Here is a 14,804-nt window from a genome sequence, read left to right on the forward strand (position 1 = left end):
GGCGGCTAGCCGCGCGCCGGCGACAGCACGTCCGCCACGCAGCGGCCGCCCTCGTTGCGGTAGCTCCAGCGGGCCCCGTCGGTGACCAGCTCGCGGACGGCGCCCAGGAAGCGGTCCAGGTGCTCGTCGGGGGTGCCGGCGCCGAAGCTGACCCGGATCGCGTTCAGGCTGCGCTCGCCGGGCAGCGAGGCCTCCGGCGCACCGCACTCGGACGGCGCCGCCTCCTCCCCGCCGAGCAGGGTCCGCACCAGCGGGTGGGCGCAGAACAGGCCGTCGCGCACGCCGATGCCGTACTCGGCGGAGAGCGCGGCCGAGAAGTGCGAGCTGTTCCAGCCCCGCACCACGAACGAGAGCACGCCGACCCGGGCCGCGTCGGTGCCGAACAGGCTGAGCACCCTGACCTCGGGGATCTCGGCCAGTCCGGCCTTCAGCCGCTCGATCAGCTCCTGCTCGCGGGCCTGGAGCGCGTCGAAGCCGGCCTCGGTGAGCGCCCGGCAGGCGGAGGCGATGGCGTAGGCGCCGATCACGTTCGGCGAGCCGGCCTCGTGCCGGGACGGCCCGCGGTGCCACTCGACGGCCACCGAGCCGTCCGCCTCGCGGGCCACGGTACGGCTGGCGCCGCCGCCGGCCAGGTACGGCTCGGCCGCGTCCAGCCAGTCGCTGCGGCCGGCCAGCACGCCGGCGCCGAACGGGGCGTAGAGCTTGTGGCCGGAGAAGGCGATCCAGTCGACGTCCAGCTCGCGGACCGACACCCGGTGGTGCGGGGCCAGCTGCGCGGCGTCCAGGACGATCCGGGCACCGTGCCGGTGGGCGGTCTCGGTGAGCTCGGCGACCGGCCACAGCTCGCCGGTGACGTTGGAGGCACCGGTGACGCACAGCAGCCGCGGCCCGTCGGGGTGCTCGGTCAGTGCGGCGTCCAGCGCGGCGACCGCCTCGGCGTGCGAGCGGGGTGCGCGCAGGTAGTGGACGGTGACGCCCTCGCGGCGCCAGGGCAGCAGCGAGGCGTGGTGCTCGGTCTCGAAGGCGAACACCCGGGTGCCGGCGGGCACGGCGGCGGCCAGCAGGTTGAGCGAGTCGGTGGTGGCCCGGGTGAAGACCACCTGGTCGTCCTCGCGCAGGTCGAGGAAGTCGGCGACGGTACGGCGGCTCTGCTCGAACAGGTCGGTGGAGAGCTGGGAGAGGTAGCCGGCCCCGCGGTGCACGCTGCCGTAGTAGGGGGCGTAGGCGGCGACGTCGTCCCAGACCCGCTGCAGGGCGGGGGCGCTGGCGGCGTAGTCGAGCGCGGCGTAGGTGACCTTCTCGCCGCCGACCAGCGGGACCTGGACGTCGTGGCCGAGGACGGCGAGCGGGGCGCGGAGACCGGTGGAAACAGTCACGGGGTGCACTCCTCCTGGGAAAGGACCCCGGGAGTGCGATGCCGGAAGTCCGCGCTTGCCACGCGGACGGATCGCCGAGTGGCCCGGTCCTCACCCAGGGCACCCCGCCACGGACGGAGGGTTGCCGGACAGCAAGCTGGGGCTTGTCGCTGTCACTCATGACCTGGCACGGACTCTAGGCCAGCATCCGGAGAGTGGTCAAACACCGTTCCGGCATTCGGACGCGGCGGGGCCCGCCGAGCAGGCTGCCCGGCGGGCCCCGTCGGATCCGGTCAGTCGCGGGCCGTGGCCTCGACCCAGTGCTTGAGGGTCGCCGCGGCCGCGCCGGAGTCGATCGCCGCGGCGGTCCGCTCGATGCCGGCCGCGAGCTGCTCGGCGAGCGGGGCGTCGGTGAGGTCGAGGGCGACCAGCGCGGCGGCGCTGTTGAGCAGGACGGCGTCCCGGACCGGGCCGCGCTCCCCGGCCAGCAGCCGGCGCACCACGCCCGCGTTGTACTCGGGATCGGCGCCGCGCAGCGCCTCCAGGCCGACCAGGTCGATGCCGACCTCCCTCGGGTCGAAGGAGCTCTCGGTGACGCGGCCCCCGTCGACCAGCCAGATCCGCGAGGTGGTCGAGATGGTCAGCTCGTCCAGGCCGTCGTCACCGCGGAAGACCAGGGCGGTGGAGCCCCGCCGGGCGAGCACGCCGGCGATCAGGCCGGCCAGCCGGGTGTCGAAGCAGCCGATGGCGTGCGCGGTGACCTTGGCCGGGTTGGTCAGCGGGCCGAGGATGTTGAACGCGGTCGGCACCCCGAGGTCGCGGCGGGCCTGCGCGGCGTGCCGCATGGCGGGGTGGAACTTGGCGGCGAAGCAGAACGTCAGCCCGGTCTCCTCGGCCACCTCGGCGACCCGGCGCGCGCTCAGGTCGAGCCGGATGCCGAGCCGCTCCAGCACGTCGGAGGAGCCGCTGGCCGAGGAGGCGGCCCGGTTGCCGTGCTTGACCACCTTGGCGCCGGCGGCCGCCGCGACGATCGCCGACATGGTGGAGATGTTGACCGTCTTGGCCCGGTCGCCGCCGGTGCCGACGATGTCCACCGCCGGGCCGGGGATGTGCAATGGCTCGGCGTGCGCGTACATCGCGTCGACCAGGCCGGAGACCTCCGCCACCGTCTCGCCCTTGGCCCGCAGCGCGACCATGAAGCCGGCCACCTGCACCGGGGTGGCCTCGCCGGTCATGATCCGGTCCATCGCCCAGGCGGTGTCGGCCTGGGCGAGGTCCTCCCCCTTCAGCAGTGCAGTCAGGACGTCCGGCCAGGTGCGGACCACCTGCGCGGGGTCGTCGCCGCCGTTCGCAGGGTGCACGTTCACCATGGCTGACTCCAGCTCTCATCGGTACATCACCATCAGGTCGGAGTCAGCCTAGCGAGCGGCGCGGGGCGCGCGCCGGAATCTCGGGACGGCTTCTCTCCTGCTGAGACGACCGGTCGAACCGGGGCCGTGGGGATCGGCGCGCCTACCGGTGCGCCGGGGTCCGCCGGGCGATCCGGGCCCGCAGCAGCGTCGCGGCGGACTCGGCCAGCGCGACCGGGTCGACCGGGTGGGACACGGCGGCGTCGGCCCGGCTCCAGGCGGCCAGCCAGGAGTCCTGCGGGCGCCCGATCAGCACCAGCACGGGCGGGCAGCCGTAGATCTCGTCCTTGAGCTGCCGGCCGAGGCCGAGCCCGCCGGCCGGTGCGGCCTCGCCGTCCAGCACGCAGAGGTCGACACCGCCCTTCTCCAGCGCCCGCAGGACGGCGGGGGTGGTCGCGCACTCCAGGTACTCGATCTCCGGGAGGTCGGCGGCGGGCCGGCGGCCCAGCGCCAGGGTGACCTGCTCGCGGGTGTTGCGGTCGTCGCTGTAGACGAGAACGGTGAGCGTCTCGTCGGTCGTGTGCGCCATGGGCCCTGCTCCCGGGTGCTCGTCCCCATTAATAGGTGTCGTGCGTGTCGGCTCCGCGCGACCCGGTGTGACCCGGACCACGTTCACCTCGGATGCTACTCCCGCCCACCCCTCGTGGTGAGCCCCTGACGCGATCTCGCTCAAGCCGCCGCGCCCGTCACTCACCCTCCCGGGCGTAACGGCGTCACCCTCTCCGCCGCGGACCACCCGGACGGCTCTGCCGGTACACCTCCAACGAACGCCGGGCACCGGGGGACACGCCGGGCAGACGAGTGGTGGACCCCGGTTCGGGGCCGTCGAACAACCGTCAGAAATCGGACAACGCCCAGCGAGCGGCACCCGGGGGCCGCCGGGCCGAGTCCATCGGGGCATACCGCACGCACCGGACACTCCGAGGGAGACCCCCCGACGTGAAGACGGAATAAGGGACCGACATAATGTCCGTCGTGGCGACAGCAACAGCAACAGAAACCGGACACGCGCACGGAGCGGTCAACAGGCCGAACCTGGTCAGCGTCGGAACCATTGTCTGGCTGAGCTCGGAGCTGATGTTCTTCGCGGCCCTGTTCGCGATGTACTTCACGCTCCGCTCGGTCAAGGGCCCAGAGTTCTGGACCGAGAAGGCGAGCGCGCTCAACGTGCCGTTCTCCTCGGTGAACACCACGATCCTGGTGCTCTCTTCCCTCACCTGCCAGCTCGGCGTCTTCGCCGCCGAGCGCGGTGATGTGAAGAAGCTCCGGTCGTGGTTCGTCATCACCTTCGTGATGGGCGCGATCTTCATCGGTGGTCAGATCTTCGAGTACACCGAGCTGGTGAAGAAGGACGGCCTCTCGCTGTCCTCCGACGCGTACGGCACGGTGTTCTACCTGACCACCGGCTTCCACGGTCTGCACGTGACGGGTGGTCTGATCGCCTTCCTGCTGGTCCTGGGACGGACGTACGCAGCCAAGCGGTTCACGCACGAGCAGGCCACCGCCGCGATCGTGGTGTCGTACTACTGGCACTTCGTCGACGTCGTGTGGATCGGCCTGTTCGCGACCATCTACCTGATCAAGTAACCAGCTGATCAGGTCGCTGGCCGCCGGCCGGAGACTGCGCCTGCCCTTCGGCTCGCGCCGCACCGACCCGACCGCGCGTCCCCGTGCCCGGCCTGAGCAGCCGAGGCACCCGGACGCAGCCACCAGCCGACCAGATCCTGACACCGGGGTTATTCCGTGAAAAAGCTCTCCGCACGACGGCGCCACCCACTGGCGGCGCTGGTCGTCCTACTTCTCGCCCTGGCGACCACCGGGGGGCTGTACGCCGCTTTCGCGCCGGCCGAGAAGGCCCAGGCCGACACCTCCGCGCAGTCCCTGGCCATCGACGAGGGCAAGAAGCTCTTCGCCCTGGGCTGCTCCTCCTGCCACGGCCTCAACGGCGAGGGCGGCTCCGACGGTCCGAGCCTGGTCGGCGTCGGTTCCGCCGCGGTCGACTTCCAGGTCGGAACGGGCCGCATGCCCGCGCAGCAGCCCGGTGCCCAGGTCCCGGCCAAGAAGAACATCTACTCCCAGGCCCAGATCGACCAGCTGGCCGCCTTCGTCGCCTCCCTGGGCCCCGGCCCGGTGACGCCGGCCAAGGAGCAGTACACCGCGACCGACGCGGACGCCGTGGCCAAGGGCGGAGAGCTCTTCCGCACCAACTGCGCCCAGTGCCACAACTTCGCCGGTCAGGGCGGTGCCCTCACCAAGGGCAAGTACGCGCCCTCGCTGGAGGGCGTCGACGCGAAGCACATCTACGAGGCCATGCAGACCGGCCCGCAGAACATGCCTTCGTTCCCCGACACCACCATGCCGGAGGAGCAGAAGAAGCAGATCGTGGCGTTCGTGCGCCACACCACCAACGATGAGCCCAACCCGGGTGGCCTGACCCTGGGCAGCCTCGGTCCGGTGACCGAGGGCCTGTTCGGCTGGATCTTCGGTCTCGGTCTGCTCATCGCGGTTGCGATCTGGGTCGCCGCCCACACCACCAAGGCCAAGAAGTCATGAGCCACGACATCTCTGAAGAGAACCTGCCGGAGTCGCACGGCGACTCCCACGGCCACGCGGTCGCCGTCCACGACGACCCCTTCGCCGACCCGGGCCTGCCGGTCCACGAGCCGCGACGCACCGACATCGACGAGCGGGCCGCCAAGCGGGCCGAGCGCCAGGTGTCGCTGATGTTCGTGATCTCGATGCTCGCGACGATCGGCTTCATCGCCTCGTACGTGATCTTCGACATCGACAAGATCGTCTACATCTTCCCGCTCGGTCACGTCAGCGCGCTCAACTTCGCGCTCGGCCTGACCCTCGGTGTGGCGCTCTTCTGCATCGGCGCCGGCGCGGTCCACTGGGCCCGCACGCTGATGTCGGACCACGAGATCCCGGCCGAGCGTCACCCGATCGAGGCCGACGACGAGGTCCGCGCGGACGTCATCGAGCAGTTCAGGACCGGCGCCGCCGAGTCCGGCTTCGGCCGCCGCAAGATGATCCGCAACACCATGATCGGCTCGATGGCCCTGGTGCCGCTGTCCGGTGTCGTGCTGCTGCGCGACCTGGGCCCGATGCCCGAGCAGAAGCTGAACCACACCGGCTGGCAGGTGGCGACCCCCCAGAAGCCGCTCCAGCTGATCAACGTGAACACCAACGAGCCGATGAAGCCCGAGGACGTCATCGTCGGCTCGCTGACCTTCGCCAAGCCCGAGGGCCTGGAGGAGGAGGCGGAGGACTTCCAGGTCCAGATCGCCAAGGACGCGCTGATGCTGGTCCGGATCGCTCCGGACGACATCAAGGACAACGAGTCGCGCGACAAGGGCTTCGAGGGCATCCTCGCCTACTCGAAGATCTGCACCCACGTCGGCTGCCCGATCAGCCTGTACGAGCAGCAGACCCACCACGCACTCTGCCCCTGCCACCAGTCGACCTTCGACCTGGCGGACGGCGCCCGCGTCATCTTCGGCCCGGCCGGTCACCCGCTCCCGCAGCTGAAGATCACCACTGACGAGCAGGGCTTCCTGGTCGCCACCGGCGACTTCGACGAGCCCGTCGGTCCGAGCTTCTGGGAGCGCAAGCGATGAGCACCACGAGCGGCGCGACCTCCAGCGCCTCGAAGCCGGCCAGCACCCGCGCCAAGCCCGCCAACAAGGCGGAGGCGGCCGCGGACTGGGCGGACGGACGGCTCGGGATCTACACCCTGGCCAAGTCCAACCTGCGCAAGATCTTCCCGGACCACTGGTCCTTCATGCTCGGCGAGATCTGCCTCTACAGCTTCATCATCATCATCCTCACGGGTGTGTACCTGACGCTGTTCTTCAAGCCGAGCATGGCCGAGGTCGTCTACCACGGCCCGTACACCCCGCTCGACGGCATCCGGATGTCCGAGGCCTACGCCTCGACCATGGACATCAGCTTCGAGATCCGCGGCGGCCTGCTGATCCGCCAGATCCACCACTGGGCCGCGCTGGTCTTCGTGGCGGCGATGCTCGTGCACATGATGCGCGTCTTCTTCACCGGCGCGTTCCGCAAGCCCCGTGAGATCAACTGGGTCTTCGGCTTCCTGCTGCTCGTGCTCGGCATGTTCGACGGCTTCTTCGGCTACTCGCTCCCCGACGACCTGCTGTCGGGTACCGGTATCCGGTTCATGGAGGGCGCGATCCTGGCGGTGCCGATCGTCGGCACGTACATCCAGATGTTCCTGTTCGGCGGCCAGTTCCCCGGCACCGACATCGTGCCGCGGTTCTTCACCATCCACGTGCTGCTCATCCCGGGCATCATGCTGGGCCTGCTGGTGGCGCACCTGATCCTGGTCTTCTACCACAAGCACACCCAGTGGGCGGGCCCGGGCAAGACCGAGAAGAACGTCGTCGGCATGCCGCTGATGCCGGTCTACATGGCCAAGGCCGGTGGCTTCTTCTTCCTGGTGTTCGGCATCATCTCGGCCATCTCGGCGATCGCCACGATCAACCCGATCTGGGCGTACGGCCCGTACCGTCCGGACCAGGTGTCGACCGACGCCCAGCCCGACTGGTACATGGGCTTCTCCGAGGGCCTGATCCGCATCATGCCGGGCTGGGAGATCTCGGTCTGGGGCGGCCACACCCTCAACCTGGGTGTCATGGTCCCGCTGGCGATCTTCCCGCTGGTCCTGGTCGCGATCGCGGTGTACCCGTTCATCGAGGGCTGGATCACCGGTGACAAGCGCGAGCACCACATCCTGGACCGCCCGCGCAACGCCCCGGTCCGCACCGCGCTCGGCGCCGCCTGGATCAGCCTCTACCTGGTCCTGCTGGTCGGTGGTGGCAACGACCTGTTCGCGACCCACTTCCACCTGTCGCTGAACTCGATCACGTACTTCGTGCGGGTCGGCTTCTTCGTGGTGCCGGTCATCGTCTTCTTCGTCACCAAGCGCTGGTGCCTCGGCCTCCAGCGCCGCGACAAGGAGAAGGTGCTGCACGGCCGCGAGAGCGGCGTCATCAAGCGCCTGCCGCACGGTGAGTTCGTCGAGGTCCACACGCCGCTGGCGGCCAAGGACCTGCACACCCTCACCGCGCACGAGCAGCACCAGCCGGTCGAGCTCGCCGCGGCGACCGACGAGAACGGTGTCGCCCGCAAGGCCGGCGTCCTGGCCAAGACCCGCGCCAAGCTCTCCGAGGGCTACTTCGGCGAGGGCGGCCAGATCGTCAAGCCCACGGCGGAGGAGTTCCGCGAGATCGAGAGCGGCCACGGCCACCACTGATCCCGTGCTGACCGATCAGCACTGATCGCCACCGTACGAAGGCCCCTGCGCAGTCCGCGCAGGGGCCTTCGTCGTACCCGTCCAGGAGGCACAATGGTGCCCCACGAACCGTCAGGAGCGCCCGTGCAGCTGTCCGTCGACCACGACTCCCCCGTCCCGCCGTACGAGCAGGTCCGGGCCCGGATCTCGGAGCTCGCCCACAGCGGAGAGCTGCCGGTCGGGCTGAAGCTGCCCACCGTCCGGGCGCTGGCCGAGGAGCTAGGCCTGGCGGCCAACACGGTCGCCCGCGCCTACCGGGAGCTGGAGTCGGACGGGGTGGTGGAGACGCACGGCCGGCGCGGCACCCTGATCGCCGCGGTGGGTGACACCGCGCACCGGATGGTGGCCGCCAAGGCCGCGGAGTACGCCCGGCACGCGCTGCGCCTCGGGGTCACCCAGGAGGAGGCACTGGAGGCGGCCAGGGGCGCGCTCGCCGTGGCCTACGGCGAGCGCGCCCCGCAGGGGGCCTGACTCCGCTCCGCCGTCACACCTGGGGCAGCAGCCCGCCCCAGGCCTGGCCCGGGCCGCCGTCGGCGGTGCCGGAGGTGGACACCGGCTTGCCCAGGGCGCTGTGCTTGACCCAGTCCTCCCAGGACACGTTCCAGTCGCCGAAGCCGTTGCCGAACGGCTCCATCGGGTCGCCCAGGCTGTTGACCACCTGGACGATGTCACCCACTCGGGTGTTCTCGAAGAACCAGTGGGCGTTCTCGGTACTCATACCGGTACAGCCGTGGCTGACGTTGGCGACGCCCTGCGAGCCGACCGACCACGGCGCCGCGTGCACGTACTCGCCGCTCCAGGTCACCCGGGTGGCCCACATGACCTGCAGGTCGTAGGACTCCGAACTGCCGGCGGCTATGCCTATGCTCTCGCCGCTCATCCGCACCTGGGGCTCCTGGCCGAGCACCACCTTGACGCCGTTGCGGGTGTCGAAACCCGGCTTACCGGTGGTCACCGGCAGCGTCCTGACCAGCTCGCCGTTGCGTTTGAAGGTCAGCTGGTGGGTGCCGGCGTCCACCACGGCCTCGACCCGGTCGCCGGTGCGCAGGCTGAGGCTGCTGCGGTCGCCGCCGTAGAGGCCGTCGGAGATCCGTGCGCCGGCCGCGTCGAAGACCAGCTGCACCTTGGCGTTGGCCGGCCAGTAGGTCTGCGGCCGGAAGTGCAGGTTCTGGTCGTCCACCCAGTACCAGGCCCCGGTCGCGGCCGGCTCGGACCGGACGGACAGGCTCCGCTCGACCTCCTGGCGGCCCGCCGGGTCCTTGACCGGGGCGGAGAGCTTCACCGTGAGCGGCTGGCCGACACCGTAGATGCCGCTGCCGGAGGAGTCCGGGCCGAGCTCTGCGGTCAGCAGGTTCTGGGCCGTCAGGGTGGTGAAGGCGGTGGTCGTCACGCCCCGGCCGCCCTTGCCGTTGTCGGCGGCGATCTGCACCGTGTAGTGCGTCCCGGCCCTCAGCCGGCCGGTGGTCTGCCAGCTGGCCTGGTCGTCGGCGAGCCGGCCGGCCACCTGCTTGCCGTCCGGGCCGGTCACCGTGACGTCGGTCAGCCGGCTGCCCTGCGCCGCGGTGACCGTGTACGGCTTCGAGGGATCGACATCGGTGTCGGCGGCGGCGTGCACCAGAGGCCCCGCGTCCACCGTCGAGAAGGTGCTGGCCTCCCTGGTCCCACCCGCCGATGAGCAGGCCGCCACGGGTACCAGCAGCAGTATCGCGGCGGCGGCGGTCCGTCCGTTCGTGTGTCTCCGACTGCGGCCCATCGTTGCCTCCGAGCTCTTCGAGACGATTACTCGGAGCGTAGGAAGCACCCGGACGGACGGCACCCCGGCGCCCGGCCCGTTGCCCCACCCGGGTGACGGGCCGCCCGGCGCACGACAACGGGCCGGACACCCCCGAAGGGATGCCCGGCCCGTGCCAGGAGCGGGAGGGAACCTACTGGTTCTGGTTCTCGCCCCGGTAGAACTCGAAGACCCAGCCGTACAGGCCGACCAGGATGATCGGGATCGACCAGTACAGGAGCCACCAGCCGAAGATGACGCCCAGGAAGGCCAGCGCGCCACCGATCGCCAGCGACAGCGGCTGCCAGCTGTGCGGGGCGAAGAAGCCCACGTCACCGGCGTCGTCGGCGACCTCGGCGTCCGGGTTGTCACCCGGGCCCGAATCCACCCGCTTGGCCGTGAAGGCCAGGTAGTAGCCGATGAAGGCGCACAGCGAGAAGGCCAGGAACAGCGCGGTGGTACCGGCCGGCTCCTTCGCCCAGAGGCCGTACGTGATGGCGATCGCCAGGATGAAGACGGCGAAGCCGATGAAGATCTTGCCCTGCTCCTTCATCAGGCGTCACCCTCCTTCTTGCCCTTGCCCAGCGGGGGGCGGTCGTACTGCGCGGGGGTCACACCGGCGAAGTGCTTGGCCGGCTCGCCGTGGTTCTCCAGGTAGTCCAGCGCGGCGATCTCCGGGTAGTGGAGGTCGAAGGCCGGCGATTCGGAGCGGATCCGCGGCAGGGTCAGGAAGTTGTGCCGCGGCGGCGGGCAGGAGGTCGCCCACTCCAGCGAGCGGCCGTAGCCCCACGGGTCGTCGACCTCGACCTTCTCGCCGTACTTCGCGGTCTTCCAGACGTTGTAGAGGAACGGCAGGATCGACAGACCGAGCAGGAACGAGCCGATGGTCGAGACGGTGTTCAGCGTGGTGAAGCCGTCCGAGGCCAGGTAGTCGGCGTAGCGGCGGGGCATGCCCTCGGCGCCGAGCCAGTGCTGGACCAGGAAGGTCATGTGGAAGCCGATGAACAGCGTCCAGAAGCAGATCTTGCCGAGGCGCTCGTCCAGCATCTTGCCGGTCATCTTCGGCCACCAGAAGTGGAAGCCGGCGAACATCGCGAAGACGACGGTGCCGAAGACCACGTAGTGGAAGTGGGCGACGACGAAGTACGAGTCCGAGACGTGGAAGTCGATCGGCGGGGAGGCGAGCAGCACACCGGTCAGACCACCGAAGAGGAAGGTGACCAGGAAGCCGATCGTCCAGAGCATCGGGGTCTCGAAGCTCAGCGAGCCCTTCCACATGGTGCCGACCCAGTTGAAGAACTTCACACCGGTCGGGACCGCGATCAGGAAGGTCATGAAGGCGAAGAACGGCAGCAGCACCTGGCCGGTGACGTACATGTGGTGGGCCCACACCGTCACGGACAGACCGGCGATCGCGATGGTGGCCGCGATCAGGCCGGAGTAACCGAACATCGGCTTGCGGCTGAAGACCGGGATGATCTCCGACACGATGCCGAAGAACGGCAGCGCGATGATGTACACCTCGGGGTGACCGAAGAACCAGAAGAGGTGCTGCCAGAGCATCGCACCACCGTTGGCCGGGTCGAAGACGTGTGCTCCGAACTTCCGGTCCGCCTCCAGCGCGAAGAGCGCGGCGGCGAGGACCGGGAAGGCCAGCAGGACCAGCACGGCGGTCAGCAGGACGTTCCAGACGAAGATCGACATCCGGAACATCGTCATGCCGGGCGCGCGCATGCAGATGATGGTGGTGATGAAGTTGACCGCACCGAGGATGGTGCCGAAACCGGAGAACGCCAGACCCATGATCCACATGTCGGCGCCGATGCCCGGGGAGCGGACGGCGTCGGACAGCGGGGAGTAGGCGAACCAGCCGAAGTCGGCGGCACCCTGCGGGGTGATGAAGCCGGCCACCGCGATGATCGAGCCGAACAGGTAGAGCCAGTAGGCGAACATGTTCAGTCGCGGGAAGGCGACGTCGGGGGCACCGATCTGGAGCGGCATGATCCAGTTGGCGAAGCCCGCGAACAGCGGCGTCGCGAACATCAGCAGCATGATCGTGCCGTGCATCGTGAACGCCTGGTTGAACTGCTCGTTCGACAGGATCTGCGTCCCGGGACGGGCGAGCTCGGCGCGCATGACCAGCGCGAGGATGCCGCCGATCAGGAAGAAGGCGAAGGACGTGCCCAGGTACATCGTCCCGATCGTCTTGTGGTCAGTGGTGGTGAGCCACTTGATGATGGTGGAACCCGGCTTGCGGGTGCGCTGGGCACCGCCGGCCGTGACGGCCCCGGCTCCCCCGCCGGCCGCGGCGGGCTCGTTGAGGATGGTCACTCTTCTTCACTTCCCGTGGTCGTGATGCCCGAGGGCACCGCGCCGGCCTGGCCCTTGGCCCGCAGCTCCTTGAGGTGCTGCTCGTACGCGTCGTGCGAGACGACCTTCACGTTGAAGAGCATCCGCGAGTGGTCGACGCCACACAGCTCGGCGCACTTGCCCCGATAGGTGCCCTCGGCGGTCGGGGTCACCTCGAACTTGTTGACCACGCCCGGGATGACGTCCTGCTTCATCAGGAAGTTGATCGGCCAGAAGTCGTGGATCACGTCACGCGAGGTCAGTCGGAACGTCACCGACTCGTTGACGGGCAGCCACAGGGTCGGCGGCTCGGCGGGGGTGCCGACGTCGTACGCGGCGTTGGTGTTCGCCGGGTCCGGGTTCTCGGTGTTCTCGTAGTTGAACGCCCAGCTCCACTGGAAGCCCACCACGTTGACCACGTGCTGGGGCTTGGCGGAGGTCGATGTCAGGGTCGCCTCGTCGCGGGCGACGAAGTAGAAGAGCACCGAGACGATGACAAGGGGGACCGCGGTATACAGCGCCTCGATGGGCACGTTGTACCGGGTCTGAGCCGGAATCTCCACCTTGGTGCGGCTGCGCCGGTGGAAGATCACGCTCCAGAGGATCAGACCCCACATCAGTGCGCCGACAACCAACGCCGCGATCCACGAGCCCTGCCACATGTGGAGGACCAGGGGTCCTTCCTTGGTGACCGGGGTGGGGAGGCCAAGCCTGGGCAGGTCGTTGGCCGAGCAGCCGGTGGCGGACGCGATGACGAGGCCCAGTGCCAGCGCCTGAGGCAGCTTCCGCCGCATCGTGCGCCGCGGCGAGCGGTCGGAGCCGTTGGGACTCACGTAGCGCCTTCCCGAAGTCTCGCCCGCGATCGCGCCACCCTGAGCTGGAGCCTTGGCTCCCCCGGCGGCCCGGCCACGGGCACGGTTTGAATGCTTATGCGGGCCAAACGCTACTGCATCCTTATGCGCCACTCACGAGCAGCCCCCGGTAACGCGCCGCCCGGCTACCCGATCAGACCCGGCAGGGAAGGAGCCGCAGGTCACCGTAGGCATCCGAGGGTCGCACACCCGATCGGGCGACGGTGCTGCGACACGCGGGTGACGGACCGTCGGGTGGGGATGAACCCGACAAAGAGGGCGGTTCCCGCCGAGCCGCCGGGCCCCGCCTGAACCGCCGTCAGCGTGCGCCGGGCCGGGCCGGGGCGGCGGGATAGCGTGGGACCGTGTCGTACTTCGATGTCGCCTCCACCGCCCCGCTGCACCCCGTCGCCCGGCAGGCGCTGACCGCCGCGCTCGACGAGGGCTGGGCCGACCCCGCGCGACTGTACCGCTCCGGGCGCCAGGCCCGGATGCTGCTGGACGCCGCCCGCGAGACGGTCGCCGAGGTGCTGGGCGCGCGCGCCGACGAGATCTCGTTCACCGCGAGCGGGACGCAGGCGGTGCAGCTGGGGATGCTCGGGGCGCTGCGCGGCAACCGGCGCCGGGGCGGTCACCTGGTGCACTCCGCGGTCGAGCACTCCGCCGTCCTGCACACCGCCGAACAGCACGAGGCCGCCGGCGGCGAGGTCGGCGTGGTGCCGGTGGACCGGCTCGGCCGGGTCGCCCCCGCGGCGTTCGCCGCCGCGCTCCGGGAGGACACCGCCCTCGCCGTCCTGCAGTCGGCCAACCACGAGGTCGGCACCCTCCAGCCGGTCGCCGAGACGGCCGGACTCTGCGGCGGGGTACCGCTGCTGGTGGACGCCGCGCAGAGCGCGGGCCGGCTGCCCGTGCCGGACGGCTGGTCGCTGCTGACGGCCAGTGCGCACAAGTGGGGCGGCCCCGCGGGCGTCGGGGTGCTGGCCGTCCGCAAGGGCGTCCGGTACGCCTCCCCGCTGCCGGCCGACGAACGTGAGCGCGGCCGGGTGCCCGGCTTCGTGAACGTCCCGGCGATCGTGGCCGCGGCGGCCTCGCTGCGCGCGGTACGGGCCGAGGCCGAGCGGGAGAACGCCCGGCTGCACGCCCTGGTGGAGCGGATCCGGGCCCGGGTCCCGCAGCTCGTCCCGGAGGTCGAGGTGGTCGGTGACCCGGTGCACCGGCTGCCGCACCTGGTCACCTTCTCCTGCCTCTACGTGGACGGCGAGGTGCTGCTGACCGAGCTGGACCGGGCCGGTTTCGCGGTCTCCTCCGGCTCCTCCTGCACCTCCTCCACCCTGACCCCCAGCCATGTGCTGGCGGCGATGGGTGTGCTGACCGAGGGCAACGTGCGCATCTCGCTCCCGTACGGCGTCGCGGAGGCGGACGTCGAGCGGTTCCTCGCGGTGCTGCCCGACCTGGTCGCGGGGGTGCGGGCACCGCTCGGCCTGGACCTCGCCCGGCCCGCGCCGGCCGCCGCGGAGGTGGTGCTGGACGCGCTCGGCAAGCGGTGCCCGCTGCCCGTCATCGAGCTGGCCAAGCGGATCGGCGACGTCGCGGTCGGCGGCACGGTGGTGGTGCTGGCGGACGACGAGGCGGCCCGGCTGGACATTCCGGCCTGGTGCGAGATGCGCGGGCAGGAGTACCTCGGTGAGGCCCCGGCCGCCGAGTACGGCGGCGACCGGGGCCGGGCCTACCTGGTGCGCAGGGTCGGCTGAG

The 14,804-nt window shown here is 70.4% G+C and carries 13 protein-coding genes and 1 riboswitch; of the genes, 6 read left to right on the forward strand and 7 right to left on the reverse strand.

The window, feature by feature from the left end; all coding sequences use genetic code 11:
• Nucleotides 1–5 precede the first annotated feature (5 nt).
• The 3 genes from OG871_RS11735 to OG871_RS11745 all read right to left on the reverse strand — a co-directional run bounded on the left by OG871_RS11735 (nucleotide 6) and on the right by OG871_RS11745 (nucleotide 3,293).
• Nucleotides 6–1,376, reverse strand: a complete 1,371-nt coding sequence (locus tag OG871_RS11735) for an aminotransferase class V-fold PLP-dependent enzyme (RefSeq protein WP_371496628.1) — start codon at nucleotides 1,374–1,376, stop codon at nucleotides 6–8.
• Nucleotides 1,377–1,422: 46 nt separating this feature from the next.
• Nucleotides 1,423–1,540: riboswitch (SAM riboswitch) on the reverse strand.
• Nucleotides 1,541–1,648: 108 nt separating this feature from the next.
• Nucleotides 1,649–2,725 (reverse strand): anthranilate phosphoribosyltransferase, encoded by a 1,077-nt coding sequence (gene trpD, locus OG871_RS11740; RefSeq protein ID WP_371496630.1) that lies wholly within the window; start codon nucleotides 2,723–2,725, stop codon nucleotides 1,649–1,651.
• A gap of 142 nt (nucleotides 2,726–2,867) precedes the next feature.
• Nucleotides 2,868–3,293 carry a hypothetical protein gene (locus tag OG871_RS11745; protein WP_371496632.1) on the reverse strand — a complete coding sequence of 142 codons (426 nt, stop codon included), beginning with the start codon at nucleotides 3,291–3,293 and terminating at the stop codon, nucleotides 2,868–2,870.
• A gap of 437 nt (nucleotides 3,294–3,730) precedes the next feature.
• On the opposite strand from OG871_RS11745, the gene OG871_RS11750 reads away from it, so the two are divergent.
• From OG871_RS11750 to OG871_RS11770, 5 genes are all read left to right on the forward strand, one after another.
• Nucleotides 3,731–4,351, forward strand: a complete 621-nt coding sequence (locus OG871_RS11750) for a heme-copper oxidase subunit III (protein WP_371496634.1) — start codon at nucleotides 3,731–3,733, stop codon at nucleotides 4,349–4,351.
• A 156-nt stretch (nucleotides 4,352–4,507) separates the two neighbouring features.
• The gene (locus OG871_RS11755) at nucleotides 4,508–5,317 is read left to right on the forward strand and encodes a c-type cytochrome (protein ID WP_371496636.1); all 810 of its coding nucleotides are present in this window, start codon (nucleotides 4,508–4,510) and stop codon (nucleotides 5,315–5,317) included.
• Entirely contained in the window at nucleotides 5,314–6,384 is a 1,071-nt protein-coding gene (locus tag OG871_RS11760; protein ID WP_371496638.1) for a Rieske 2Fe-2S domain-containing protein, read from the forward strand. Before OG871_RS11755 ends, OG871_RS11760 begins: the two co-directional genes overlap by 4 nt.
• Nucleotides 6,381–8,042 (forward strand): cytochrome bc complex cytochrome b subunit, encoded by a 1,662-nt coding sequence (locus OG871_RS11765; protein WP_371496640.1) that lies wholly within the window; start codon nucleotides 6,381–6,383, stop codon nucleotides 8,040–8,042. The genes OG871_RS11760 and OG871_RS11765 overlap by 4 nt, the downstream gene beginning before the upstream one ends.
• A gap of 123 nt (nucleotides 8,043–8,165) precedes the next feature.
• Nucleotides 8,166–8,552, forward strand: a complete 387-nt coding sequence (locus OG871_RS11770; RefSeq protein ID WP_371496641.1) for a GntR family transcriptional regulator — start codon at nucleotides 8,166–8,168, stop codon at nucleotides 8,550–8,552.
• A 13-nt stretch (nucleotides 8,553–8,565) separates the two neighbouring features.
• Here the strand turns inward: OG871_RS11770 and OG871_RS11775 are convergent, their stop codons facing one another.
• From OG871_RS11775 to coxB, 4 genes are all read right to left on the reverse strand, one after another.
• Nucleotides 8,566–9,714 carry an Ig-like domain-containing protein gene (locus OG871_RS11775; protein ID WP_371496643.1) on the reverse strand — a complete coding sequence of 383 codons (1,149 nt, stop codon included), beginning with the start codon at nucleotides 9,712–9,714 and terminating at the stop codon, nucleotides 8,566–8,568.
• A 292-nt stretch (nucleotides 9,715–10,006) separates the two neighbouring features.
• The gene (locus OG871_RS11780) at nucleotides 10,007–10,405 is read right to left on the reverse strand and encodes a cytochrome c oxidase subunit 4 (protein ID WP_371496645.1); all 399 of its coding nucleotides are present in this window, start codon (nucleotides 10,403–10,405) and stop codon (nucleotides 10,007–10,009) included.
• Nucleotides 10,405–12,183 carry a cytochrome c oxidase subunit I gene (gene ctaD / locus OG871_RS11785; protein WP_371496646.1) on the reverse strand — a complete coding sequence of 593 codons (1,779 nt, stop codon included), beginning with the start codon at nucleotides 12,181–12,183 and terminating at the stop codon, nucleotides 10,405–10,407. Before ctaD ends, OG871_RS11780 begins: the two co-directional genes overlap by 1 nt.
• Nucleotides 12,180–13,034, reverse strand: a complete 855-nt coding sequence (gene coxB / locus OG871_RS11790; RefSeq protein WP_371496648.1) for a cytochrome c oxidase subunit II — start codon at nucleotides 13,032–13,034, stop codon at nucleotides 12,180–12,182. Before coxB ends, ctaD begins: the two co-directional genes overlap by 4 nt.
• 383 nt (nucleotides 13,035–13,417) lie before the next feature.
• Here coxB and OG871_RS11795 point away from each other — a divergent pair, with 383 nt between their 5' ends.
• Nucleotides 13,418–14,803, forward strand: a complete 1,386-nt coding sequence (locus OG871_RS11795; protein ID WP_371496649.1) for a cysteine desulfurase/sulfurtransferase TusA family protein — start codon at nucleotides 13,418–13,420, stop codon at nucleotides 14,801–14,803.
• The last annotated feature ends 1 nt before the right edge of the window (nucleotide 14,804 follow it).

Source organism: Kitasatospora sp. NBC_00374, from assembly GCF_041434935.1.
Taxonomy (GTDB): Bacteria; Actinomycetota; Actinomycetes; order Streptomycetales; family Streptomycetaceae; genus Kitasatospora.

Excerpts from the sequence above, each read along its gene's own strand:
- OG871_RS11745 (WP_371496632.1), bottom strand. The coding sequence starts at position 3,293 with ATGGCGCACACGACCGACGAGACGCTCACCGTTCTCGTCTACAGCGAC.
- OG871_RS11780 (WP_371496645.1), bottom strand. The coding sequence starts at position 10,405 with ATGAAGGAGCAGGGCAAGATCTTCATCGGCTTCGCCGTCTTCATCCTG.
- OG871_RS11750 (WP_371496634.1), top strand. The coding sequence starts at position 3,731 with ATGTCCGTCGTGGCGACAGCAACAGCAACAGAAACCGGACACGCGCAC.
- trpD (WP_371496630.1), bottom strand. The coding sequence starts at position 2,725 with ATGGTGAACGTGCACCCTGCGAACGGCGGCGACGACCCCGCGCAGGTG.
- OG871_RS11765 (WP_371496640.1), top strand. The coding sequence starts at position 6,381 with ATGAGCACCACGAGCGGCGCGACCTCCAGCGCCTCGAAGCCGGCCAGC.
- OG871_RS11760 (WP_371496638.1), top strand. The coding sequence starts at position 5,314 with ATGAGCCACGACATCTCTGAAGAGAACCTGCCGGAGTCGCACGGCGAC.